Genomic DNA, 23,832 nt, shown 5'->3' with positions numbered 1-23,832 from the left:
GCAGCCGACGCCTCCGCCGGAAGCCGACGTGTATCAAGTCCAGTCCCGACAACAGTCATGGGCGACTCCTTGACCGGCATTTTTCCATACTGTATACCGAATGCACAATCCGACGCGAGAACGGAGCGCAGCATGAAGGTCGCTGTTCTTGGCGCCGGCGCCATCGGCGCGTACGTGGGAGCCGCCCTGCACCAGGCCGGAGTCGAAACACATCTCATCGCCAGAGGCCACCACCTGGAGGCGATCCGCCGCCACGGTGTGCGGGTGCTCAGCCCCCGGGGCGATTTCACCGCCCACCCCCATGCCACCGACGACCCAGCCCAGGTCGGCCAGGTGGACCACGTCTTCCTGGGCCTGAAGGCGAACGGCTACGCCGCCGCCGGCCCCATGATCGAGCCGCTGCTGCACGAGGCCACGAGCATCATCGCCGCGCAGAACGGCATCCCCTGGTGGTACTTCCACGGCCTGCCGGGGCCGTACGAGGGCTACCGCATCGAGAGCGTCGACCCCGGCGGCACGGTGACCGCCGCCCTGCCGCTGGAGCGCGCCATCGGCTGCGTCGTGTACGCGGCCACCGAGATTGAAGAGCCCGGCGTCATCCGCCACCTGGAGGGCACCCGCTTCTCCATCGGGGAGCCGACCGGCCTGCCGACGGACAGGTGCCGGGAGTTCTCCGAGGCGATGGTCGAGGGCGGGCTGAAGTGCCCGGTCGAGCCCGACCTGCGCAAGGACGTGTGGATCAAGCTGATGGGCAACATCGCCTTCAACCCGATCAGCGCACTGGCCCGCGCCACCATGGCCGGCATCGCCCGCCACGAGGGCACCCGCGAGCTGGTCATGGCGATGATGCGCGAGACCGTCGAGGTCGCGCGCCGGGTCGGGTGCGACCCGGGCGTCTCCGTCGAGCGCCGCCTGGCGGGCGCGGAGAAGGCGGGAGACCACAAGACCTCGACCCTTCAGGACCTGGAGAAGGGCAAGCCGCTCGAACTGGACGTGCTGCTGGCCGCGGTCGTGGAACTGGCCGACCTGACCGGGGCCGAGGTGCCCACCCTGCGTGCGATCCACGCGGTGAGCGACCTACTCAACGAAAGTCTCATACCGTAGGCTGTATACAGAATGGAGGGATCATGAGCTATGACCGCCTGACCCGTCCACTGGTGCGTGAGGACGGCGTGCTGCGCGAGGCGAGCTGGGAGGAGGCGCTCGACAGGGCCGCCGAAGGCTTCCGCCGCAATATCGAGGCACACGGGCCCGACTGCTTCGCGATGTTGTCGTGCGCCCGCTCGACCAACGAGATGAACTACGTGGGCCAGAAGTTCACCCGCGTGGTGGTGGGCACCAACAACGTGGACTCGTGCAACCGCACCTGCCACGCCCCCAGCGTGGCGGGCTTGTCGGCCGTGTTCGGCAGCGGCGGAGGCACCTCCTCCTACCAGGAGGTCGAGGACACCGATGTGATCGTGATGTGGGGTTCGGCCGCCCGCAACGCGCATCCCATCTTCTTCCACCACGTCTTGAAGGGGTTGAAGAAGGGCGCGCGGATGTTCGCCGTCGACCCCCGGCGCACCGGCACCGCCCAGTGGGCGCACCGGTGGCTCGGGCTGAACGTCGGCACCGACATCCCGCTCGCCCATGCCGTGGCCCGCGAGATCATCCACGCCGGCCTGCACAACAGGGCCTTCATCGAGCGCGCCACCGCCGGCTTCGAGGAGTTCGCCGCCTCCGTCGAGCCGTGGACCCTCACCGTCGCCGAGCAGGTCACCGGCGTGCCCGCCGAGGCGATCAGGGAACTGGCCCACACCTACGCCCGCGCCGACCGGGCGCAGCTGGTGTGGACGCTCGGCATCACCGAGCACCACAACGCCACCGACAACGTGCGCGCCCTGATCAACCTGTCCCTGCTCACCGGGCACGTCGGACGCTACGGCTCGGGCCTTTCTCCCCTGCGCGGGCAGAACAACGTGCAGGGCGGCGGCGACATGGGCGCCATCCCCAACCGCCTGCCGGGCTTCCAGGACATCCTCGACCCGACCGTCAGGACCCGTTTCGAGCAGGCGTGGAACATCGGCATCCAGCCGAGGTACGGCCTCAACCTCACCCAGATGCTGGAGGGCATGGCCGAGGGCGAGGTCACCACCTGCTACCTCATCGGCGAGAACCCGGTGCAGTCGGAGGCCGACTCGCTGGCCTGCGTCAAGCGCCTGTCGATGCTCGACCACCTGGTCGTGCAGGACATCTTCCTCACCAAGACCGCGCAGATGGCCGACGTGGTGCTGCCCGCCAGCGCCGCGTGGTGCGAGGCCGACGGCACCTTCACCAACAGCGAGCGCCGCGTGCAGCGGGTGCGCAAGGCGGTCGAGCCGCCGGGCGAGGCGCGCGACGACATCTGGATCATGTGCGAGATCGCCCGCCGCCTCGGCCACGACTGGCACTACGACGGCGCGGAAGAGGTGTGGAACGAGCTGCGCGCCCTGTCGCCCGCCCACCAGGGCATGAGCTACGAGCGGCTGGCCGAGCTGCAGGGCATCCAGTGGCCGTGCCCGTCGCTGACCGAGCTCGAACCCCCGTACCTGCACGGCCGGTTGTGGACCGAGAACCCGGGCCCGCCCGCGCCGTTCGGCATCCTCAGGCACTCCCCGCCCGTCGACCTGCTCGACGAGGAGTACCCGCTGCGCCTGACGACCGGGCGCCGCCTCGACTCCTACAACACCGGCGTGCAGTCGTCGGGCTTCGCCTCTCCCCTGCGGCGCGGCGAGACCATCGAGCTGTGCCCCGAGGACGCCGTGAGATTAGGCGTCGTGGAAGGCGAGGAGGTCCGCATCACCTCGCGGCGCGGCTCGGTGATCGCGCCCGTCTACATCGACCCCGCCCTGCGTCCCGGTCTGGTCTTCATGACCATGCACTTCCCCGACGAGGTCGACACCAACGCCCTGACCATCGAGGCGACCTGCCCGATCGCGGGGACGGCCGAGTTCAAGGCGGCCGCCGTCCGGGTCGAGAAGCTCGTGGCGGTGAGCTGATGGACATCCGTCTGCGCGGCGTCGAACCCGCCGATGAGGAGCGCGCGGCGGTCGACGCCCTGCTCGGCCCGCCCGCCTCCGCATGGGAGGGCGGGGCTCGCACCGAGGCCGATCTGCGCTTCGCCACCCGCGCCGAACCCGCACGCGACCTGCTCCTGCCCGCGCTCCACGCGGTGCAGGACCGGGTCGGGTGGATCAGCGAGGGCGCGCTCGACTACATCTGCCGCCGCCTGACCGTCCCGCCCGCCGAGGCGTACGGCGTCGCGTCGTTCTACTCGCTGCTGTCGCTGGAGCCGCGCACACCGCGCGTGCTGCACGTCTGCACCGACCTGGCCTGCGCGGCGAACGGCTCCGCCGGCGTACGGCAGCGCGTCGAGGCCGAGCTGGGGCCGCCGGGCACGACCTGGGTGGACAGCCCCTGCCTCGGCCTGTGCGATCGGGCGCCCGCCTGCCTGGCCCTGACGGCCGGTGAGCGCCCGTCGTGGGAGATCGACGCGCCCGAGGTGACCCCGGTGCCGCAGCGCGGCCAGGCCGGGCTGACCCTCCTGCGGCGGGTCGGCACGGTCGATCCGTCGAGCCTCGACGACTACCGGGCCACCGGCGGCTACGCGGCCCTGCGCAGGGCCTTCGAGCTGGGCCCCGCCGGGGTGATCCGCGAGGTCACCGACGCGGGGCTGGTCGGGCGGGGCGGCGCCGCCTTCCCGACCGGGCGCAAGTGGGCGGCCACGGCCTCGCAGCCCGACCATCCGCACTACCTGGTGTGCAACGCCGACGAGAGCGAGCCGGGCACCTTCAAGGACCGCGTGGTCATGGAGGGCGACCCGTACGCGCTCATCGAGGCGATGACGATCGCGGCCTACGCCACCGGGTGCGCCAAGGGGTACCTCTACATCAGGGGCGAGTATCCCCTGGCGACCGCCCGGTTGTCGCACGCGATCGCCACCGCCCGCACCCGGGGGCTGCTCGGCGACGACATCCTCGGGCAGGGTTTCCGCTTCGACATCGAGATCCGCCGGGGCGCCGGCGCCTACATCTGCGGCGAGGAGACCGCGATCTTCAACTCCATCGAAGGCTACCGGGGCGAGCCGCGCACCAAGCCGCCCTTCCCGGTGGAGAAGGGCTTGTTCGGCAAGCCCACGGTGGTCAACAACGTCGAGACGCTGGTCAACGTGCTGCCGATCCTGGAGCGCGGCCCCGAGGCCTACCGGGCGGCGGAGCCGAAACTCTTCTGCGTGTCGGGCAACGTCGCCAGGCCGGGCGTCTACGAGCTCCCGTTCGGCGCCACCCTGCGCGAGCTCCTGGACCTGGCCCAGCCGACCGGGGACGTGCGCGCCGTCCTCATGGGCGGGGCGGCCGGATCGTTCGTCACCGACCTCGACATCACGCTGACCTTCGAGGGCACCAGGGCCGCCGGCACCACGCTGGGCTCCGGCGTGGTGATGGTGCTCGACGAGAGCGTCGACCTCAAGGGCATCCTGCTGCGCATCGCCGAGTTCTTCCGCGACGAGTCGTGCGGCCAGTGCGTGCCCTGCCGGGTGGGGACCGTGCGGCAGGAGGAGGCCCTGCACCGGCTGTCGAAGCGCGTCACCTCCGACGACCTGGTGCTGCTGCGGGAGGTCGGGCAGACCATGCGCGACGCCTCCATCTGCGGCCTGGGCCAGACCGCGTGGAACGCCGTGGAATCGGCCATCGACCGCCTGGGAGTGTTCAAGTGATCCCGCTGCAGCCGCCCCGCCGCCTGATCGACGTGGAGATCGACGGGGAGGTCGTCCGCGTCCCCGAGGGCTCCACGATCCTGGACGCCTGCCGTACGGCGGGCAAGGACATCCCGACGCTCTGCCACGGCGACACCCTCACGCCCAAGAACGCGTGCCGGGTGTGCGTGGTGGAGGTGGAGGGCTCGCGCACGCTCGTGCCCTCCTGCTCGCGCAAGGCCGAGACGGGCATGAAGGTCGCCACCTCGGGCGAGCGCTCGACCTCCAGCCGCAAGGTGGTGCTGGAGCTCCTGGCGTCGTCGGTCGACCTGTCGACGACGCCCAGGGCCAAGGAGTGGATGGCCGAATACGGAGCCGACCCCGCGCGGTTCGGCGAGGAGGCCGCCAGGGTCGAGCAGCCCGTGAAGGTCGACAACGAGCTCTACGTGCGCGACTACAACAAGTGCATCCTGTGCTACAAGTGCGTGGACGCCTGCGGCGACCAGTGGCAGAACACCTTCGCCATCGCCGTCGCCGGGCGCGGTTTCGACTCGACGATCTCGACCGAGTTCGACGCCCCGCTGACCGACTCCGCCTGCGTCTACTGCGGCAACTGCGTCGAGGTCTGCCCCACGGGGGCGCTGTCGTTCAAGAGCGAGTTCGACATGCGCGCCGAGGGCACCTGGGACGAGTCGCGGCAGTCGCAGACCACGACGATCTGCAGTTACTGCGGGGTGGGCTGCAATCTCACCCTGCACGTGCAGGACAACAGGATCGTCAAGGTCACCTCCCCGCACGACAACCCGGTCACCCACGGCAACCTGTGCGTGAAGGGACGCTTCGGGTATGGCTACGTATAGAGCGCTGCGCCGCCCGGTGCTGAAGATCCGCTCCGCCGTACCCTCGCGGCGGATCGATCACCTGGCCGCCGAGGAGCCGCTGGAGATCCGCCTCGACGGCACGCCGCTGACCGTCACCATGCGCACCCCCGGCGACGACTTCGACCTGGCCGCCGGCTTCCTCGTCAGCGAGGGGGCCGTCGGCTCGGCGGGCGACATCTCCTCGATCCGCTACTGCGCGGGGGCGACGGCCGAGGGGCTGAACACCTACAACGTCCTGGACGTACGGCTGGCGCCGGGCGTGGCGGCGCCGGCGCCTCGCAACTTCTTCACCACCTCCTCGTGCGGGGTCTGCGGCAAGGCCTCGCTGGAGGCGGTGAGCACGGTCGCCAGGTGGAGCGTCCGCGACGACCCGATGAGGGTGGCGCCCTCGCTCGTCATCGCGCTGCCCGACCTGCTGCGCTCGGCCCAGCGGGTGTTCGACAGGACCGGCGGCCTGCACGCCGCCGGGCTGTTCGCCCCGGACGGCACGGCGCTGTGCGTCAGGGAGGACGTGGGTCGGCACAACGCGGTCGACAAGATCCTCGGGTGGGCGGCGCGCGAGGACCGGCTGCCGCTGTCGGGGACGGTGCTCATGGTGTCGGGGCGCGCGTCGTTCGAGCTGGTGCAGAAGGCGGTGATGGCGGGCATCCCGATGCTCGCCGCGGTCTCGGCGCCCTCCTCGCTGGCCGCGGAGCTCGCCGCCGCCGAGGGGCTGACGCTCATCGGGTTCCTGCGGGGGGAGTCGATGAACGTCTACGCGGGCGAGCAGCGGATGGAGGTCGATGAGCGCGGGCGCGAGAGCGCGTAGACGTCACCCCGGGCACGGGCCACGGCTCGGCCCGCGCACGCCGACCGGGGTGATGCGGGATGCCGTCCGGCGTGTCCCGGCCCCCGGCGGCCGAGCGGCATCCCACCATCGTCGATTTTGACAACCGTTTTCATTTTGCCGCATACTGGTCGGCATGATGTCAGGAAATTTCCGTCTGCGTGCCGCTGGTTTGCTCGCCGTGGGCACCCTCCTCGCCACGACAGCCTGCGGCACCGGCGCCGCTGAGACCACCGGCGCCGGCGAGGTCGTCACGGCCCTCTACCCGCTGCAGTGGCTGACCGAGCGGGTCGGCGGAAGCGACATCACCGTCACCAACCTCACCGCTCCCGGCGTCGAGCCGCACGATCTGGAGCTCACCCCGCAGCAGGTCGCCGAGATCGCCGGGGCGCAGATGGCCGTCTACATCAAGGGCGTGCAGCCCGCCGTCGACGAGGCCATCGAGCAGCACGCGACCGACAGGAGCTTCGACGCGGCCACCGCGGTCAAGACCCTCGAAGCCGCCCACGAGGAAGGCCACGAGGGCGAGACCGAGGCGGAGCACGCCGAGCACGAGCACGAGGTCTCCTACGACCCGCACATCTGGCTCGACCCCTCCCGCCTGGCTACCGTCGCCACCCAGCTCGGCGACAAGCTCGCCGCGGCCGACCCCGCGCACGCCCAGGGCTTCAAGGACCGGGCCGCCAAGGCCGCCGCCGAGCTGACCGCGCTCGACGCCGAGATGGCCAAGGGCCTGGGCACCTGCACGAGCAAGACGCTGGTCACCAGCCACGAGGCGTTCGGCTACCTGGCCGACCGCTACCAGCTCAAGCAGGTCGGCATCACGATCGACCCGGAGAGCGAGCCCTCCCCCGCCCGCCTGGCGGAGGTGGCGAAGCTGGCCAAGGACGAGAAGGTGACTACCATTTTCACCGAGACCCTCGTCAGCCCCAAGGTCGCCGAGGTGCTCGCCGGAGAGGTGGGGGCCAAGACCGCGGTGCTCGACCCCCTGGAGAGCGGGCCCGAGCAGGGCGACTACCTGTCGGCCATGCGCGCCAACCTCCAGACCCTGCGGACCGCACTGGGATGCTCTTGACAGACACGACTTTCGCGATGACCGGCGGCCAGGTGACCCTGGACCGCCGTCACGTGCTTCGCGGCATAGACCTGACCATCTGCCCCGGCGAGGTGGTGGCCGTGCTCGGCGCCAACGGCTCGGGCAAGTCCACCCTGATCAGGGCGCTGCTCGGGCTGACCCCGCTGTCGGCGGGACAGACTCTGCTGTACGGCACGCCGCCCGCCAGGTTCCGCGAGTGGTGGCGCGTCGGCTACGTGCCGCAGCGCCTGCAGATCGGCGGCGGCGTGCCCGCCACGGTCCGCGAGATCGTCGCCTCCGGCCGGATCGCCCGCCAGAAGCGGCTGCGCTTCACCAGCGCGGCCGACAAGCTGGCCGTGACCCGCGCCCTGGAGGCCGTGGGCCTGTCAGGCCGGGCAGGCGACCGGGTGCAGGACCTGTCGGGCGGCCAGCAGCAGCGCGTGCTCATCGCCCGCGCGCTGGCCGGCGAGCCCGACACCTTCGTCATGGACGAGCCGACCGCGGGCGTCGACGCCGAGAGCCAGCAGCTCCTGGCCGACACCCTCAAGTCGCTGGTCGCGGCGGGCAAGACCATCGTGCTCGTGGCCCACGAGCTGGGCCCGCTGGAGCCGCTCATCACCCGCGGGGTGGTGGTGCGCGACGGGCTGATCGCCCACGACGGGCGGCCGCCGCAGCCCGAGGGCGAGTGCGCCCGCCCCGGCCACGAACACCTGCACCCCCACACGGGCGAGCGCGAGCCCGGCAGCCCGCTGGAGAGCTGGCAGGTGAAACCGTGAGCGTTTCCCGAGCCTACGAGACCACCCAGGTGACACCGTGATCGAGCTGCTCAAGCTGCCCTTCTTCCAGCAGGCCCTGGTGGCCGCGCTGCTGGTGGGCCTGTGCGCGCCCGCCGTGGGCACCTTCATCGTGCAGCGCCGCCTGGCCCTGCTCGGCGACGGCATCGGCCACGTGGCGCTGACCGGTGTGGCGCTCGGCTTCCTCACCGGCACCGCCCCCGTCGTGACCGCGATCATCGTCAGCGTCGCCGGGGCGGTGGCCATCGAACTGGTGCGCGCGCGGGGCCGCACGACCGGCGACGTGGCCCTGGCGCTGCTGTTCTACGGCGGCATCGCGGGCGGCGTGCTGCTCATGGCCATCGCGCCAGGCGGCAGCAACGCCAAGCTCAACTCCTACCTGTTCGGCTCGATCGCCACCGTGGCCGCCGAGGACCTGTGGATCATCGCCGGCCTGGCCGTGGCGGTGATCGGCGTCGTCGTGGTGTTCGGCCGCGAGCTGTTCGTCCTGTGCCAGGACGAGGAGGTGGCCAAGGCCAGCGGCCTGCCGGTGCGTTTCCTGTCGATGGTGATCGCCATCACCGCCGCACTCACCGTGGTCATCGCCATGCGGGTCGTCGGCCTGCTGCTGGTCAGCGCGCTGATGGTGATCCCCGTCGCGACCAGCCAGCAGTTCACCAGCGGCTTCCGGGCGACCATGGGGCTGGCGATGGTTTTCGGCGTGGTCGCCGCCGTCGGGGGCCTGCTGAGCTCTACGCTCTCTGCGAAGGTTCCCCCCGGTGCGGCGATCGTCCTGGTGTCTCTCGCCGGATTCGTTCTGGCGCTCGGACTGGGTAGATTCGTTCGCCGCAGAAAGGAGTCCGCAGCATGAGCAGCCGCCGCGATGCCGTCCACGACATCCTGCGCAGCAGCGCCAGCTTCCGCAGTGCCCAGGATGTCTACGCCCAGCTGCGTTCCGACGGCGCGAAGATCGGCCTGACCACCGTCTACCGAGCGCTGCAGGCGCTGGCCGACGGCGGGATGGTCGACGTGCTGCGCACCGACGACGGCGAGTCCGTCTACCGCGCGTGCACCACCGACTCCCACCACCACCACCTGGTCTGCCGCCAGTGCGGCAGCACGGTGGAGGTCGCCGGGCCCGACGTCGAACGCTGGGCCGAGGCCGTGGGCGCCGAACACGGCTTCACCGAGGTGACTCACACGGTCGAGGTCTTCGGCACCTGCGCGGAGTGCTCGGTCTCACGCACCTCGCGCTGAGCCCGGCGCGAGCCGTAGAGCACGCCGAGCACGATCACCGCGCAGCCGCCGAGCTGCAGCCACGAGGGCCGCTCCCCCAGCAGCACCGCCGACAACGCCATCGTCGTCATCGGCTGCACGAGCAGCAGCAGCGCTGTCAGGGCCGCCGGCTGCCTGGGCAGCGAGTACGTGATCAGCAGCCAGCCGATCAGCTGCGGCCCGAGCGCGAGCAGCAGCAGCCAGCCGTGCGCGGGCCACGAGGGGGTCAGGTCGGCGCCGCCGAAGAGCGGGCTGAGCGCCACGATGGCCACCGCCGCCACGGTCGTGGCATGCGCCAGCGGCCCCGCCGTCCGCTGCGGGGCGGCCTTCATGAGCAGCAGGAAGGCCGCGTACGCCAGGGACGTGGCCACCCCGGTGAGCACCCCGAGACCCGGGTCGCTGCCGTAGGCGGCGCTGTCGAAGATCCCGGAGATCAGCACGACGCCGCCGAACACCACGGGCGTCGCGATCATCAGATTCCTGCTCGGCCGCTCGCGGAAGATCGCCCAGGCGGCGAAGGCCACGATGAAGACCTGCAGGTTGCCCAGCACGGTCGCCAGGCCCGCGCCCACGTAGGCGATGGTGTGGTGCCAGAACAGCAGGTCGAGCGCGAACAACACGCCCGCCGACCACGACAGCCACAGCCCGCGCCGCGGCATCGGCCCCAGCCGGCGCCGCTCCAGCCAGGCCAGCAGGACCATGGGAGGCACGGCGTAGGCGCAGCGGTAGAACGCCGAGGTGGCCGGCGAGACGTCGGCCAGCCGTACGAGCAGAGCCGACGTGGAGATGATCAGCGCGCCTGCCACCGCGATGGCCACGGTACGGCGATGTGCACTCACAGAAACCCCCGATGGCCTACCGCAGCGATAGTCTTCACGCTAGGACCGGCCGCAGTCAGGAGTCAATATGCCGTTTGGCCATGACATGGTGCATTCGCTGGGCACCGTGGTCTCGCTGGTCAACACCTCGCCGGCGACCTCCGCGGGAGAAGAGCTGCTCGACCTCGACGAACTGCGCGCCCTCGTCGACGCGCGCGAGATCAGCGGCATCGGCGAGCTCACCCAGCGCGACCTCGACCAGGCACGCCGGGTGCGCGACGCCTTCCACGAGATCTTCTCCGCCACCGACCGGGCCGACGCCATCCGGCTGCTCAACGCTCTGCTCGAGGGCACCCGCATCACGCCGCGCCTGGCCGAGCACGACGGGCACCCGGTGCACGTCCACTACTTCGCCCCCGGCGCCGCCCTGGCCGAGCACCTGGCCGCCGACTGCGGCGTGGCCCTCGCCCACCTGCTGGTGGAAGACGAGTGGGAGCGGCTGCGCACCTGCTCGGCGCCCGACTGCGAGCGCGTGTTCGTCGACGAGTCGCGCAACCGGTCGCGCGTCTACTGCGACAGCCGCACCTGCGGCAACCGCATGCACGTCGCCGCCTACCGCGCCCGCCGCCGCGCCTGACGGGAACGCGGCCCTTCGCCCCTTTCGTTGGAGCGGGCGTGGATCTCGAAGAGTGCGCGGCCCTCGTCCGGCGCGGCGACCACCTCCGGCGGCAACGAACCGCCGCGACCGACCAAGCCGACGAGGTACGGCGGGCGATCGCCGAGCTCAAGCGCCGGGTAACCGAAGAGGAACGCGACGTCGCGCGGCTCGAGAGCGGGTTCAGCGGGTTCCTGGCCGGGCTGACAGGCTCCCGCGACGAGAGACTCACCCGCGAGCGCGCCGAAGCGCTGGCCGCGTGGCAGCGCCTCGCAGGCGAGACGGAGAGACTGGCCGGTCTCCTGGAGGATCTGGCAGGCATCGAGCGGGAGCTGGGGCGGCTCGGCGACGCCCATGCCGCCTACCCGGCGCTGCTGGCCGCCAGGGAGCGCGACATCCTGGAGCGCGGGGAACCGAATGCCGCGCGGCTGGCGGAGCTGGGCGTCCTGCTGACCGACGTGGGCGAGGCCATCCGCGAGCACGACGAGGCCCGCCAGGCCGGGCTCGCCGCGCAGCGCGAGGTCGCCGCGGTGCTCAAGCTGCTCGACTCGGCACGAAATCTCTCCGGCTGGGACATGCTGGGCGGCGGCCTCGTCGCGGACGCGTTCGAGCACGACCGGCTGAAGCAGGCGGAGCGGGCCGTGTGGAAGGCCCAGCGGGCGCTCGACGTCTTCGCCCGCGAGCTGGCCGACCTCGGGATCCGCGCCAAGCCGACGTTGCCCGAGGTCGACACGCGGTGGTTCGTCGACACGTTCTTCGACAACATCATCACCGACGCGATGAAGCACGACCGCATCAAGCAGACCCAGCGGGGCGTGCAGGAGGTCGCGCGCTGGGCCGAGCGCATGCTCGCCGCGATCGTCAACGGCCGCGAGGCCGCCGCCCGGGACCGGCTGCGGCTGCTGAGCGAGCGCGAGCGGCTGCTCGTCTCACCCGGAGCGGACTAAGCGTGCCGGAGCAGCGTCAGCCGAGCTCCTGGAGCGCCTCGCGGGCGGCGTCGGCCACCGGCCGGCGGGCGCCCTCCTCCCCCAGGGTGAGCACGTGCTGCAGCGCCAGCGCGTACGCCACGTCGAACGCGTCGTCCGCCGCCACCTTGAGGTCCGGCTGCACCCCGGTGCCCTCCCAGTTGGTGCCCGTCACCGGGTTGACGGCCCGGCCGCTGGGCACCGCCGACTTCAGGTGCGGCCCGATGTAGTAGCGCGTCCCCGGGTGGGCGCCGCCGCGGGTGGTCTCGCCGACGAGGGTCGCCCGCGACCGCGACTGCAGGTTGTAGGAGAACTCCTCGGCGCCCGAGAAGGTGTACGCGCTGGTGAGCACGTAGACCGGCTTCTCGCCGCCGTACCTGGCGCCGGGCACGTAGGGCAGCGTCCAGTACTGCTCGGTGGTGTCGCTCGCGCGCCAGTACAGCGAGTTGAGGTGGGTGGGCTCGTCGAACAGGTAGCTGCACAGCAGGGCGATCATGTCGGGTGAGCCGCCGCCGTTGCGGCGCAGGTCGACGATGAGCGCGTCGGCCTCGGCCACCAGGGTCATGGCCGCGGTGGCGCGCTCGCCCGCGAGCCCGGCGTCGTAGAGGCTGCGGATGTCGAGCAGGCCGACGTTGCCCGCGAGGAGTTCCACGCGGGCGAAGCCGTACGCGCTGAGCGCGGCCTGCTGGCGGTAGGCCTCCATGTCGAAGGCGTCGTGCTCGGGCACGACGTCGACGCTGTGGACCAGCCGCAGGTGCTTGTCGCCGTTGACCGACTGCAGGTCGCGGGTGACGGCCTCGGCGAACGCGGCGTCGTCGTCGAGGCCGGTGTAGGTGCCTTCCGCGATGCGGCCGCGCAGGACCGCCACGATCTCGTTGGCCACGTCGGGGAAGACGTAGTGGTCGGACACCTGCGAGCAGAGCTGGTCGAGCTGGTCGTTGCGCGAGGTCATGGGGGCAACCTTCTCACCGGGTGCGGCCCCGCCGCATCCCGGATTTATCCGGCGACCTCGTTCGGCACGGCCCCGCCGTACCGCCTGTCGCGCTTGGCGAAGACCTCGCAGGCCTCCCACAGGTCGCGGCGGTCGAAGTCGGGCCACAGGCGGTTGAGGAAGACCATCTCGGCGTAGGCCGACTGCCAGAGCAGATAGTTGGAGAAGCGCTGCTCCCCGCTGGAGCGGACGAACAGGTCGACCTCGGGGATGTCGGGTTCGTCGAGGTAGCGCGCGAAGACCTTCTCGTTGACCTTCCTGGGGTTGACCCTGCCGTCGGCGATGTCCTTGGCGAGCTTGAGCGCCGCGTCGACGATCTCGGCCTGTCCGCCGTAGTTGACGCAGAACTGCAGCGTCAGCTTGCGGTTGTCCCTGGTCATCTCCTCGGCGGTCTCCAGCTCCGAGATGACGCTCTTCCACAGGCGTCCTGGCCGCCCGGCCCAGCGCACGCGCACGCCCATGGCGTGCAGTTCGTCGCGGCGGCGGCGGATCACGTCGCGGTTGAAGCCCATGAGGAAGCGCACCTCCTCGGGCGAGCGCTTCCAGTTCTCCGTGGAGAAGGCGTAGGCGCTGAGGTACGGCACGCCCAGCTCCAGGGCGCCCTCGATCACGTCGAACAGGGAGGACTCGCCCGCCTTGTGCCCCTCGGTGCGCGGCAGGCCGCGCTGCTTGGCCCAGCGGCCGTTGCCGTCCATGACGATGGCGACGTGCCGCGGCACCAGATCACGCGGGATCGGCGGCGGGGTCGCGCCGGAGGGGTGGGGGGTCGGCGGGCGGTACTTCACGTGACGGGCTCCCTTTCTACGTGTCGCAGAGAGCGTATGCCGTGTTCGAGGTGCCATTGCAGGTAAGCGGCGACCAGACCGCTGCATTCGGCCCGGTGCCGCTTGTCGGAGACGTCGGCGCTCGCCCAGTCGCCCTTGAGGAGCGCGCCCATCAGCGTGAGGGTCTCCAGGGCGGGCACGGCGGAGCCGGCGGGCCTGCACGGCCCGCACACCGCTCCGCCGGCGACGATGGCGAAGGCGCGTACGGCGGGAGCCTGGCATCTGGCGCACTGGTGGATCGCCGGAGCGTATCCGGCGACCGCCAGGGAGCGCAGGAAGAACGCGTCGAGCACCAGGCGTGCCTCGTGGCTGCCGTCGGCGAGGGTGCGCAGCCCGCCGACCAGGAGCAGGAACTGCTTGAGCGCGGGTTCCTTCTCGCCGTGGGTGAGCTTGTCGGCGGTCTCGAGCATCGCGTGCCCGGCGGTGTAGCGGGGGTAGTCGTGCGCGAGCGCCTCGCCGTACGGGCGGAGCGTCTCGGCCTGGGTGATCACGTCGAGTGTGCGTCCGGTGTGGAGCTGCAGGTCGACGTGGGTGAACGGCTCCAGGCGCGCGCCGAAGCGCGAGGTGGTGCGGCGCACGCCCTTGGCGACGCCGCGAACCTTCCCTGTGCGTTTTGTAAGAATTGTGACGATGCGATCGGCTTCGCCCAGTTTGGAAGTGCGCAGCACAACGCCTTCGTCACGATACAGACTCACCTGCGTATTCTATGGAATGCGGCGCCCCCAAACCTCGAATGCACGGGCTTTACTCAAGGCTCACTAGACTTTGACGACTGCCCCGTCCTTCGCCCCCCTCCGAAAGGGAGACATGCCTCGCGTTGTCCTGCTGGGCTCCTCGCCCGGCCATGACGCCGCCCCGACCGGCCTCCGGCTGACCGCGCTGCCCGGCACCCCCACCGTCGCCGAGCGCCTGCACAGCCAGGTCCTCTCCCTGGACCCGCAGCCCGCCACCGTCGCCCACGGCGACGTGGCCACCATGCTGCGCGCCCTGGCCGATGTCGCCGAGGCCGCCACCGAGAACCTCCTGATCCTGCCCGACAACTCCGTCGTCCACGACGAGCTGCTCTACCAGCTCCACAAGGCCAAGCGTGCCGCGCAGGCCCTCGTGGTCAAGGAGCCTCGGCCGGAGACCAACGGCGAGGAGACCGACGAGATCCCCATCGACGAGGCGGCGCCGGAGATCGGCGACCGCACCCTCGAAGGGCTCATGGTCCGCACCCGCGCGGGCAGGTCCAGGGTGATCTCGGTCGGCACCGCCCACCACGCGGTGACCCGGCCCAACACCGTCCTCCTGGGACCGCTCCACCTCAACGTGCGCCACGCCCCCGTGCTGGCCCAGACCTGCCGCGAGCTGGCCGAGCTGACCCACCTGTTCGGCCCGGAGGACGACCTGATCCAGATCGTGGTCTTCGGCCTCGTGCGCCAGGGCGTCTCCGTCGGCATCCGCGGCCGCCGCGACCTGTTCTTCCGCCGGGTCACCACCCAGGCGGAGGCCAACGAGGCGAGCGCCGAGATCGGCGGCATGGACGAAGACCGGGCCAGGCTCAACAACGCGGTCAAGGGCGCCGACGGCTTCTTCACCACCTACTTCGTCAGCACCTACTCCCGCTTCATCGCCCGCTGGGCGGCCAGGCGCGGGCTGACCCCCAACCAGGTCACGCTGATCTCCATCGCCCTCGGCGTGGCCGCCGCGGCCTGCTTCGCCACCGGCGAGCGCCTGGGCATGGTCGCGGGCGGCATCCTCATCTACTTCGCCTTCGTCTTCGACTGCGTCGACGGCCAGGTCGCCCGCTACGCCCGCAAGTTCGGCGTGCTCGGCGCCTGGCTCGACGCCACCTTCGACCGGTTCAAGGAGTACGTCGTCTTCGCCGGCCTCGCGGTCGGCTACGTGGTCACCGGCCACGGCGACGAGATCTGGACCCTGGCCATGGCCGCGATCGGCCTGCAGTCGATCCGCCACCTGCTCGACTTCTCGTACGGCGCCGCGAGCCGTCGCAAGCCGCCCAGGCCGCTGCCCACGCTGGAGCTCACCGCTCCCGACGACCGCCCGCTGCGCAAGCAGCTGGAGATCCGGCGCAACGAGCGCAGTGGCGGCATCCGCGGCCTGCTGAAGATGTGGACCAAGGCCGGCAGGTACAAGTCCGTCCACTGGGTCCGCAAGATGCTGGTCTTCCCCATCGGCGAGCGGTTCGCGGCCATCGCGATCACCGCCGCCTTCTTCGACGCCCGGATCACCTTCCTCACGCTGCTGATCTGGGGCACCGTCGCCGCCTGCTACTCCCTCTCCGGTCGTCTCCTGAGGTCGCTCGCATCATGATCACCCAGCCGCAGGCCCTGTCCACCGACACGCCCGACCCCGACGAGGAGCGCCGCAGGGTCCAGACGGCGCGCCTGCTCGCCTACCGCGACGACGGCCCGCTCGTCCACGCCCTGGCCCCGCGCCTCGGCAAGGGCCTGCCGCCCGTCCCCACGCTGCTGGTCGCGGTCGTCGCGGTCATCGGCCTGGCCGTGGCCGGGCAGCTCACCTCGGGCTTCTGGCTCCTGGTCCCGTCGCTGATCGCGCTGGTCCTGGTGCTGCCGACCGCCGCGCGCGACCACCTGGGCCGCTTCGACTGGCTGACTCCCCCGCTGGTGCGCGGGCTGGAGTTCCTGATCATCATCCTGGTGGGCCTGGCCGCCGACGCGCCGCGCTGGCTGCTGTTCGTCCTGCTGTACGTGGTCGGCTACCACACCTACGACACCGTCTACCGCACCCGCCAGAGCATCTGGCCGCCCGCGTGGGTCTTCCACGCCGGGCTCGGCTGGGAGCTGCGCCTGCTGATCATCGGCGTGGCCGCGGCGGCCGGGCAGCTGACGTGGGTGCTCGCGGTGCTCACCGCCTACCTGCTGGTGCTCTTCTCGGTGGAGAGCGTCTACAGCTGGGTCAAGCTCGACAAGGCCTCCGCGCAGGCGGGCGCCGACGCCGAGCAGGACCTGGAGGCCTCCCCCGAGGAGGTCCAGGAGGCCAGCACCGGCGAGGCCGACAAGGGCTGACACCTCGGCGTCTCCACGCGGCCCCCGTCCCTCACCAGAGGGCGGGGGCCGCGTTGTGTCCGCATCTGCGAGGGGTATCGGCGACACGGCTTGCATCCGCGCGTGCCGATCGGTGATCGTGGGCATGAGGGGCCGTGACGAGGAGGGCGCTGGTGGAGCAGATCGATCGTCGTGCCGAGGGCCTGACGGCGCTGTCCGGCGACGTGCGCGCCCCGGCCTGGCTGAGCGTCGCGACGTTGCGGGCGATGCCGCAGCGGGAGCTGACGGTCACCTTCGAGTGCCGCAGCTCGGGGCCGAGGCGTCACTCTTTCACCGGCCCCCTGCTCATCGACGTGCTGCTGGCCGCCGAGCCGCTCTTCGCGTCGGGCGACCGCAGAGACCGGCTGAGGTTCCTGGTCACGGTGCTCGGGCGCGACGGGCACCGGGTGGTGCTGTCGTGGGGCGAGATCGACCCGGAGTTCGGCAACACCGCCGCGCTGCTGGCCGTCAGCATCGACTGCCAGGAGCTCGACGGGCGCGGACCGCACCTGGTGATGCCGGGCGACCGGTGCGGGGCACGGCACATCGGCGAGGTCACCGACATCAGGGTGATCTCGGCCGACTCCCTGTGGGAGTGAGCCCATCGGCGTTCAGGCCGGGTAGGCGTGGGTCTCCGTGGCCTTGACCGAGGCCCAGATCTCCTGGCCCGGCGTCAGGTCGAGCTCGGCGACGGCCGCGGGCGTGATGTCGGCGAAGGCGGTCACCGGCCCGGTCAGGTGCACGCGCATGTTGTCGCCGTGCCGTTCGACGCCGTCGATCCTGGCCTGCCAGACGTTGCGCGGGCTGCCGTCGGGCCGGGTCCGGTAGAGCGCGACGGCGGCGGGAGGGAAGGCGACGAACACCGGCCCCTCCATCGTGTCCGCCGCGCTGAGCAGCAGATCGCCCACCGTGACCCGGTGCCCGTCGGCCACCCCGCGATACAGGTTCAGCCCGACCAGCCTGGCCACGTAGTCGGTACGCGGCCGCCGGGCGACCTCGGCCGGGACACCCTGCTGCACGACGGAGCCGTTCTCGACGACCACGAGCCGGTCGGCCAGCACCATGGCGTCGAGCGGATCGTGGGTGACCAGGACGGTCGCCCCCTCGAACCCCGCCAGGTGGCGGCGCAACTGCGACCTGACCTCCAGCCTGGTATGCGCGTCCAGGGCGGCCAGCGGCTCGTCCAGCAGCAACAACGCCGGCCGTACGGCAAGCGCGCGGGCCACGGCGACCCGCTGCGCCTGCCCTCCTGACAGCCGGCGCGGCCTGGAGGAGGCGTGGCCGGCCAGCCCGACCTGCTCCAGCAGGGCGGCAGCCGTACGGCGAGCCTCGGTCTTGGAGACGCCGCGGCAACGCGGCCCGAAGGCGACGTTGTCGAGGGCGCTCAGGTGCGGGAAGAGCAGGTAGTCCTGGAAGACCATGCCGATGGGGCGCTGCTCGGCGGGCCGGGTGTGGATCGCCTGCCCGTCGAGCACGATCTCGCCGCGAGTCAGCGGGATCAGCCCCGCCAGGGCGCGCAGGGCGGTGGTCTTGCCGGCGCCGTTGGGCCCGAGCAGCGCGACGACCTCGCCCGGGGCGACGTCGAGCTCGATGTCGAGGGTGAAGGCGGGCCGGGTGACCACCAGGTGCGCCTTCACGACAGCCACCGGTCGCGCAGGCTGGCCAGGATGATCACCGAGACGGCCAGCAGGACCAGGCTGAGCACGATCGCCGCCTCGGGCTCGGTCTCCAGCGCCAGGTAGACGGCCAGGGGCATGGTCCGCGTGGTGCCGGGGAAGTTGCCCGCGAAGGTGATCGTCGCGCCGAACTCACCCAGCGCCCGCGCCCAGCACAACACCGCCCCCGCGACGACGCCCGGCATGATCATCGGGAGGGTCACCCGGCGGAAGACCGTCATCCTCGACGCTCCCAGGGTGGCGGCGGCCTCCTCGAAGCGCCGATCCGCGCCACGCAGGGCACCTTCGACGCTGATGACCAGGAACGGCATGGCCACGAACGCCTCGGCGACGACCACCCCGGCCGTGGTGAAGGGCAGGGTGACGCCGAACGTGCTCTCCAGCCACTGGCCGATCAGGCCGCGCCGTCCCAGGACCAGCAGCAGGGCGACGCCGCCCACCACCGGGGGGAGCACCAGGGGGACGGTCACCAGCGCCCGCACCAGGCGGCGGCCGGGGAACTCCACCCTGGCCAGCAGCCAGGCCAGGGGCACGCCGAGCAGGAGGCAGACGGCGGTGGCGATGGTGGCGGTGACCAGGGAGAGCCGCAGGGCCTCCAGCACCTGCGGCTCGGCCAGGCGCTGCGGCAGGGTCGACCACGGGGCCCTGACCAGCAGACCGGCCAGGGGCAGGACCAGGAACGCCAGCCCGAGCACGGCCGGCACCACCAGCATCCACGGCAACCGCCCGGCCTTGAGCCGCCCCGGTTTGAGCTGCCCGGGTTCGAGCCGCCCGGCTGCCGCGTCGGCTCCGGCCGGGCCGCGTTCCGCGGACGACCCGCCAGGCTCGGGTGTGCCGGGCGCACCGGGTGGTCGTTTGTCGGGACCTGCCACCGCGTGTCCCCTCACACCTGGCCGGCGCCGCGATCGTGAGCGGCGGCGCGGTCGTGACCCGTGGCGCGGTCGTGACCCGTGGCGCGGTCCTGTCCTGTGGCGCGGTCCTGTCCTGTGGCGCGGTCGTGGCTGGGGAGTTCGACGACCACGTTGGTGGACTTGATCACCGCCACGGCCACCACCCCCGGCTCCAGCCCCAGCTCGTCGGCGGCCTGGCGGCTCATGAGCGACACCACCCGGTGCGGACCCGCCGCGATCTCCACCTGCGCCATCACCGCGTCGCGGATCACCTCGGTCACGATCCCGCGGAAGCGGTTGCGCGCCGAGGACCGTACGCCGTCCTCACCGGCGCCCACCTGGGAGCGGGCGAAGGCCGCCAGGTCGGCGCCGTTGACCTGCCGGTGGCCGTGCTCGTCGCGTTCGGCGGCCAGCCTGCCCGCGTCGACCCACCGGCGCACGGTGTCGGCGCTGACCCCCAGCAGGGCAGCGGCCTCGCTGATCCGGAACGTCGTCACAAGCCCTCACCACACCTTTCGCACATGCGAGCCTAGACGCCCATCCTGCCTCGTATGGGCGGCCGTGGCACACGGCGCCCCCTGGCGGGCCATGACAGGTCCGGATCCCGCCAGCGCCCCCGTGGTTGCGGGGCGACCATCGAGGTATGGAACTCAAGGTCAGAGCTATCCACCCGGATGTGGTGCGAACGTTGCTGGAGACGGACGACGCGGGACGCCGGCCGGTGGTCAAGGTGGACGAGGAGGGCGGCAGCCCGCTGCGCTGCTGCCTGACGAAGGCGCGGCCGGGCGAGCGGGTGGCGCTGCTGTCCTACGCCCCGCTGCGCAGGTGGGCGGCGGAGACCGGCGTGGATCCCGGCGCCTACGACGAGGTGGGGCCGATCTTCGTGCACGCGGAGCCGTGCGAGGGCACGCGGGAGGCGGGCTGGCCCGCGGCGCACACCGCGCACCGCATGATGCGGGCCTACACCGCGCAGGGCACGATCGCCGGGGGCGAGTACCTGGCCAAGGGCGAGGACCCCGAGGTGGCGCTGAAGGAGCTCTTCGAGGATCCGGGCGTGGCCGTCGTGCACGTGAGGGCGGTGGAGTTCGGCTGCTTCCAGTTCGAGGTGCGCAGGGCGAATTGACGGTGGCGCGTCCTACACTGCGCGGATGACCGCCGAATTCGATCTCGACCTGGGCGAAGGCCGGATCCTGCACGTCTACGACACGCGGACGGGCGAGATCCCGGTCTTCTGGCACCACGGCACCCCCAACATCGGCGCCCCGCCGCGGCCGCTGTTCCTTCCCGGGGTGCGCTGGATCTCCTACGACCGCCCCGGCTACGGCGGTTCGACGCCGAGTCCGGGCCGCGACATCGCCTCGGCCGCGGCGTACACCGAGCGGGTCGCCGCCGAGCTGGGCCTGGAGCACTACGTGGTGATGGGGCATTCGGGCGGCGGGGCCCACGCGCTGGCCTGCGCGGCGTTGTCACCGGGCCGGGTGCGGGCCGTCGTGAGCGTGTCGAGCCCGGCTCCCTACGACGCGGAGGGGCTCGACTGGTTCGGCGGCATGACCCCGTCGGGGGTGGCGTCGCTACGCGCGGCGGCCCGGGGCCGGGAGGCCAAGGAAGCCCACGAGGCGGTCGCGGAGTACGACCCGGAGATGTTCACGCCCGGCGACCACGCGGCCCTCGACCAGGAGTGGGCGTGGTTCGGCAGCGTGGTCGGAGCGGCGATGGACAACGGTCCTGGAGCCCTGATCGACGACGACCTGGCCTACGTCGCGCCGTGGGGGTTCGACCCCGCGCGGATCGCCGTTCCTACGCTGGTGGTGCACGGCGACCGCGACCGGGTGATCCCCGCCGCGCACGGCCGCTGGCTGGCCGGCCACATCCCCGGCGCGCTCGCGCGGACGGGCGCGGACGACGGGCACATCTCCATCCTGCGCACGGCCCCCGAGGCGCTCGACTGGGTGCGCGAGACCTGGGCGCGCGACACCTGAGTGCGCGAAGGCCGAGTGCGCGAAGACCGGGTTCACGAAGGCCAGGCGCACGAAGGCCGGGCGCGCGAAGACCGGGCGCGCGAAGACTGGTGACCAACGGCAGGGCCCCGGGTTGACTTTCGTCAGTGCCGGGGCCCCGGGGGTGATCCGTAGCTTCTTCCCCATGACGAAGAAGACCCTCACCACCGCACTGGCCGCCGCTTTGATCGCCGCGGGGACCGTCGCCGCCGCTCCCGCACAGGCCGCCGTCCAGCTGGAGATTCCCGCCGTGACCGGGCAGAGCCCGGTCGGGCGTGAGGTGCTGCACCTCGTGGACCGTGACCGGGTCGACCCGTGGACCGGGAAGGGCCCGCGCGAGCTGATGGTGTCGATGTACTACCCGGCCCTGCCGGGCGGCGGTGCGACCGCCCCGTACATGACCATCGAGGAGGCGCGCCTGCTGCTGAAGGGGCAGAAGCGTGACCAGCCCGGCGCGGCCGAGATGGTCAGCGCGACCAAGGTCAACGCGAAGGCCGGGGCCGCCCCGGCGCGTGGCCGCCACCCGCTGGTCGTGCTGTCGCCCGGCTTCACCCTGCCCCGCGGCCTGCTCACCGGCCTCGCCGAGGACCTGGCCAGCCGCGGCTACGTCGTCGCGGCCGTGGACCACGCCAACGAGTCGTACGGCACGGCCTTCCCCGGAGGCAGGATCACCACCTGCGTGGCCTGCGACAAGGTGAAGGAGGGCGGCCTGGCCGAGGTCGCCGAGGGCAGGGCCAAGGACGTGTCGTTCCTGCTCGACCGGCTGACGGGCCCCCGGTCCGCCTGGCCGTACGCGAAGATGATCGACAGGAGCCGCATCGGCATGGCGGGGCACTCCATCGGCGGCAACACGGCCGCGCGGGTCATGGCGGAGGATCGCCGGGTGCGCGCGGGCGTCAACCTCGACGGCACGTTCTTCACCCCGGTCGACGGCCTCAAGCGGCCCTTCATGATGGTCGGCACGCGCAGCGGCCACTCCCCCGGCGGCGTGGACGCCTCGTGGGACCGTTCGTGGCAGCGGCTCGGCGGATGGAAGCGCTGGCTGACGGTGAAGGACACCGGGCACCTCAGCTTCGTCGACCTGCCGGTGCTGGGCGCCCAGCTCGGCATGGTCGACCCGGCGGCGCCGCTGTCGGGCAAGCGCTCGGGCGAGATCCCGCGCGCCTACGTGGGCGCCTTCTTCGACCGGCACCTCAAGGGCGAGAACGAGCCGCTGCTCGACGCGCCCACGAAGGACAACCCCGAGGTGGCCTTCCACCAGCCGTAGGACATCACGCCGCGCGAGCGCGGGAGGCCGCCGACAGCAGGCGGGCTCCCGCGTTCCGCGCGGCGATGCCGTATCCGGTCGCGGGGACGAGCAGCCGGGACGCCGGGGCGACGAGGCGCTGCTTGGGGTCGGCCAGCACCCGGTGCCGGGTCTCGTAGGCACGGAAGGCGGCGCCGTGGTCGCGCGGATGCGCGGCGAGGGCCTCGGCCAGCGTGAAGGCCCCGGCCATGGCCAGGGTGGAGCCGTCGCCGAACAGCGACACGCACGAGGCCGCATCACCGAGCAGCACGACCCGCCCGGCGGACCAGGTGTCGAGGCGTACCCGGCTGACGGCGTCGAAGAACAGATCGTCGGCGTGCCGTACCTGCTCCAGGAGGTACGGCACGCGCCAGCCGGCGCCGGCGTATGCGGCGGCCAGGATCTCCTTGTGCCGCGCGGTGTCGCGGTGGTCGAGCCCGGGCACGGCGGGCGCGCGGTACATGAAGGCGGCCCCCGGCTGACCGGCGCCGGGATGAAGGGCCACGGCCCGGCCCGGCGTGTTGTGCATGGTCACCTCGGTGGGGTCCAGGTCGAGTCCGGTGATGGGCAGCGTGGCCACGTACATGCCCAGGTGGGAGGCGAAGCGCTCCTCCGGGCCGAAGGCCAGGCGGCGCACGGCCGAGTGCAGGCCGTCGGCGCCGACGACGAGGTCGAAGCGGCGGGGAGCGGCATTCTCGAAGGTCACCTCCACGCCTGAGGGGTCCTGGCGCATCGAGGTGATGGTGTCGTCGTAGAGGTAGCCGGTGTCGTCCTGGCCGGCCTCGGACAGGATGCGCGCCAGGTCGGAGCGGGGCAGCTCGATGTCGGACGGCGACATGCGCATGCCGGCGACCCGCCGGCCCTGGCTGTCGACGAAGGTCAGCCGGTTCACCCTGGTCGCGGCCTCGCGCAGCCGGGGCAGCAGGCCCATGCGCTCGGCGACGTCACGGGCGGGAGCACGCACGTCGACGGGGTTGCCGCTGGAGCGCCGGCCGCGCGAGCGCTCCACGATCGTGGGCTCGTAGCCGTGGCGGGCGAGCCAGTAGGCGAGGGTGCCGCCGGCGATGCCTGCTCCTGAGATCAGAACGGTTGTCATGGGCACGACAGTAACTGCACTCAATGCAGATTTGCAATGAA

Annotated in this window: 25 protein-coding genes; 17 read left to right on the top strand and 8 right to left on the bottom strand. The window is 71.8% G+C overall.

Annotated features, from left to right (window positions below; genetic code table 11):
- The first annotated feature begins 132 nt into the window (after positions 1-132).
- From HNR30_RS02445 to HNR30_RS02405, 9 genes are all read left to right on the top strand, one after another.
- Positions 133-1,104, top strand: coding sequence for a 2-dehydropantoate 2-reductase (locus HNR30_RS02445; RefSeq protein WP_181607975.1), 972 nt, complete (start codon positions 133-135; stop codon positions 1,102-1,104).
- A 23-nt stretch (positions 1,105-1,127) separates the two neighbouring features.
- The gene (locus tag HNR30_RS02440) at positions 1,128-3,020 is read left to right on the top strand and encodes a molybdopterin oxidoreductase family protein (protein ID WP_181607974.1); all 1,893 of its coding nucleotides are present in this window, start codon (positions 1,128-1,130) and stop codon (positions 3,018-3,020) included.
- Entirely contained in the window at positions 3,020-4,735 is a 1,716-nt protein-coding gene (locus HNR30_RS02435; RefSeq protein ID WP_181607973.1) for an NAD(P)H-dependent oxidoreductase subunit E, read from the top strand. Before HNR30_RS02440 ends, HNR30_RS02435 begins: the two co-directional genes overlap by 1 nt.
- A 5-nt stretch (positions 4,736-4,740) precedes the next feature.
- The gene (locus HNR30_RS02430; RefSeq protein ID WP_181608910.1) at positions 4,741-5,574 is read left to right on the top strand and encodes a 2Fe-2S iron-sulfur cluster-binding protein; all 834 of its coding nucleotides are present in this window, start codon (positions 4,741-4,743) and stop codon (positions 5,572-5,574) included.
- A complete protein-coding gene (gene fdhD, locus HNR30_RS02425; RefSeq protein ID WP_181607972.1) occupies positions 5,561-6,403 on the top strand; it encodes a formate dehydrogenase accessory sulfurtransferase FdhD in 843 nt (280 codons plus the stop codon). The genes HNR30_RS02430 and fdhD overlap by 14 nt, the downstream gene beginning before the upstream one ends.
- 199 nt (positions 6,404-6,602) lie before the next feature.
- Positions 6,603-7,496, top strand: coding sequence for a metal ABC transporter substrate-binding protein (locus HNR30_RS02420; RefSeq protein ID WP_312894191.1), 894 nt, complete (start codon positions 6,603-6,605; stop codon positions 7,494-7,496).
- 17 nt (positions 7,497-7,513) lie between these two features.
- Positions 7,514-8,272: a metal ABC transporter ATP-binding protein gene (locus HNR30_RS02415; RefSeq protein WP_246377366.1), complete on the top strand. Its 759-nt coding sequence runs from the start codon at positions 7,514-7,516 to the stop codon at positions 8,270-8,272.
- Between the two features lie 37 nt (positions 8,273-8,309).
- Positions 8,310-9,140: a metal ABC transporter permease gene (locus tag HNR30_RS02410; RefSeq protein ID WP_181607969.1), complete on the top strand. Its 831-nt coding sequence runs from the start codon at positions 8,310-8,312 to the stop codon at positions 9,138-9,140.
- Positions 9,137-9,526 (top strand): Fur family transcriptional regulator, encoded by a 390-nt coding sequence (locus tag HNR30_RS02405; RefSeq protein ID WP_181607968.1) that lies wholly within the window; start codon positions 9,137-9,139, stop codon positions 9,524-9,526. The genes HNR30_RS02410 and HNR30_RS02405 overlap by 4 nt, the downstream gene beginning before the upstream one ends.
- Here the strand turns inward: HNR30_RS02405 and HNR30_RS49880 are convergent.
- Positions 9,466-10,383 carry a DMT family transporter gene (locus HNR30_RS49880; protein ID WP_181607967.1) on the bottom strand — a complete coding sequence of 306 codons (918 nt, stop codon included), beginning with the start codon at positions 10,381-10,383 and terminating at the stop codon, positions 9,466-9,468. The two genes, HNR30_RS02405 and HNR30_RS49880, sit on opposite strands and share 61 nt — an antisense overlap.
- A gap of 67 nt (positions 10,384-10,450) precedes the next feature.
- On the opposite strand from HNR30_RS49880, the gene HNR30_RS02395 reads away from it, so the two are divergent.
- Positions 10,451-10,999: a CGNR zinc finger domain-containing protein gene (locus tag HNR30_RS02395; protein ID WP_181607966.1), complete on the top strand. Its 549-nt coding sequence runs from the start codon at positions 10,451-10,453 to the stop codon at positions 10,997-10,999.
- A 38-nt stretch (positions 11,000-11,037) separates the two neighbouring features.
- A complete protein-coding gene (locus HNR30_RS02390) occupies positions 11,038-11,964 on the top strand; it encodes a hypothetical protein (RefSeq protein WP_181607965.1) in 927 nt (308 codons plus the stop codon).
- A gap of 16 nt (positions 11,965-11,980) precedes the next feature.
- Here HNR30_RS02390 and HNR30_RS02385 read toward each other — a convergent pair whose 3' ends face one another.
- The 3 genes from HNR30_RS02385 to recO are packed head-to-tail and all read right to left on the bottom strand — an operon-like array spanning position 11,981 to position 14,492.
- Positions 11,981-12,934 (bottom strand): S41 family peptidase, encoded by a 954-nt coding sequence (locus tag HNR30_RS02385; RefSeq protein WP_181607964.1) that lies wholly within the window; start codon positions 12,932-12,934, stop codon positions 11,981-11,983.
- Positions 12,935-12,978: 44 nt separating this feature from the next.
- The gene (locus HNR30_RS02380; RefSeq protein ID WP_181607963.1) at positions 12,979-13,758 is read right to left on the bottom strand and encodes an isoprenyl transferase; all 780 of its coding nucleotides are present in this window, start codon (positions 13,756-13,758) and stop codon (positions 12,979-12,981) included.
- Positions 13,755-14,492, bottom strand: a complete 738-nt coding sequence (recO, locus tag HNR30_RS02375) for a DNA repair protein RecO (RefSeq protein ID WP_181607962.1) — start codon at positions 14,490-14,492, stop codon at positions 13,755-13,757. The genes HNR30_RS02380 and recO overlap by 4 nt, the downstream gene beginning before the upstream one ends.
- Positions 14,493-14,604: 112 nt before the next feature.
- Here recO and HNR30_RS49005 point away from each other — a divergent pair, with 112 nt between their 5' ends.
- From HNR30_RS49005 to HNR30_RS02360, 3 genes are all read left to right on the top strand, one after another.
- Complete coding sequence (locus HNR30_RS49005) at positions 14,605-16,113, top strand: CDP-alcohol phosphatidyltransferase family protein (RefSeq protein ID WP_181607961.1); 1,509 nt, start codon at positions 14,605-14,607, stop codon at positions 16,111-16,113.
- Positions 16,110-16,829, top strand: coding sequence for a DUF5941 domain-containing protein (locus tag HNR30_RS49000; protein WP_181607960.1), 720 nt, complete (start codon positions 16,110-16,112; stop codon positions 16,827-16,829). The genes HNR30_RS49005 and HNR30_RS49000 overlap by 4 nt, the downstream gene beginning before the upstream one ends.
- Before the next feature lie 152 nt (positions 16,830-16,981).
- Positions 16,982-17,446, top strand: coding sequence for a molybdopterin-binding protein (locus HNR30_RS02360; protein ID WP_220133142.1), 465 nt, complete (start codon positions 16,982-16,984; stop codon positions 17,444-17,446).
- Positions 17,447-17,458: 12 nt separating this feature from the next.
- On the opposite strand, the gene HNR30_RS02355 is transcribed toward HNR30_RS02360, so the two are convergent.
- The 3 genes from HNR30_RS02355 to HNR30_RS02345 form a co-directional block, all read right to left on the bottom strand.
- The gene (locus HNR30_RS02355; RefSeq protein WP_181607958.1) at positions 17,459-18,493 is read right to left on the bottom strand and encodes an ABC transporter ATP-binding protein; all 1,035 of its coding nucleotides are present in this window, start codon (positions 18,491-18,493) and stop codon (positions 17,459-17,461) included.
- Positions 18,481-19,236: an ABC transporter permease gene (locus HNR30_RS02350; RefSeq protein WP_181608909.1), complete on the bottom strand. Its 756-nt coding sequence runs from the start codon at positions 19,234-19,236 to the stop codon at positions 18,481-18,483. Before HNR30_RS02350 ends, HNR30_RS02355 begins: the two co-directional genes overlap by 13 nt.
- A 170-nt stretch (positions 19,237-19,406) precedes the next feature.
- Complete coding sequence (locus HNR30_RS02345) at positions 19,407-19,910, bottom strand: TOBE domain-containing protein (protein ID WP_181607957.1); 504 nt, start codon at positions 19,908-19,910, stop codon at positions 19,407-19,409.
- A gap of 146 nt (positions 19,911-20,056) precedes the next feature.
- Here HNR30_RS02345 and HNR30_RS02340 point away from each other — a divergent pair, with 146 nt between their 5' ends.
- The 3 genes from HNR30_RS02340 (at position 20,057) to HNR30_RS02330 (ending at position 22,677) form a co-directional block, all read left to right on the top strand.
- A complete protein-coding gene (locus tag HNR30_RS02340; RefSeq protein WP_181607956.1) occupies positions 20,057-20,536 on the top strand; it encodes a DUF1203 domain-containing protein in 480 nt (159 codons plus the stop codon).
- 25 nt (positions 20,537-20,561) lie between these two features.
- Positions 20,562-21,392 (top strand): alpha/beta fold hydrolase, encoded by an 831-nt coding sequence (locus HNR30_RS02335; protein ID WP_181607955.1) that lies wholly within the window; start codon positions 20,562-20,564, stop codon positions 21,390-21,392.
- Positions 21,393-21,555: 163 nt separating this feature from the next.
- Positions 21,556-22,677, top strand: a complete 1,122-nt coding sequence (locus HNR30_RS02330) for an alpha/beta hydrolase family protein (protein ID WP_181607954.1) — start codon at positions 21,556-21,558, stop codon at positions 22,675-22,677.
- 4 nt (positions 22,678-22,681) lie between these two features.
- On the opposite strand, the gene HNR30_RS02325 is transcribed toward HNR30_RS02330, so the two are convergent.
- The gene (locus HNR30_RS02325) at positions 22,682-23,791 is read right to left on the bottom strand and encodes an FAD-dependent monooxygenase (RefSeq protein WP_181607953.1); all 1,110 of its coding nucleotides are present in this window, start codon (positions 23,789-23,791) and stop codon (positions 22,682-22,684) included.
- Positions 23,792-23,832: the final 41 nt, after the last annotated feature.

The sequence above is a fragment of the Nonomuraea soli genome, from assembly GCF_013761175.1.
In the GTDB taxonomy this organism is placed as follows: Bacteria; Actinomycetota; Actinomycetes; order Streptosporangiales; family Streptosporangiaceae; genus Nonomuraea; species Nonomuraea soli.
The sequence above is the reverse complement of the archived record's forward strand: the minus strand, read 5'-3'. Positions and strand labels throughout refer to the sequence as shown.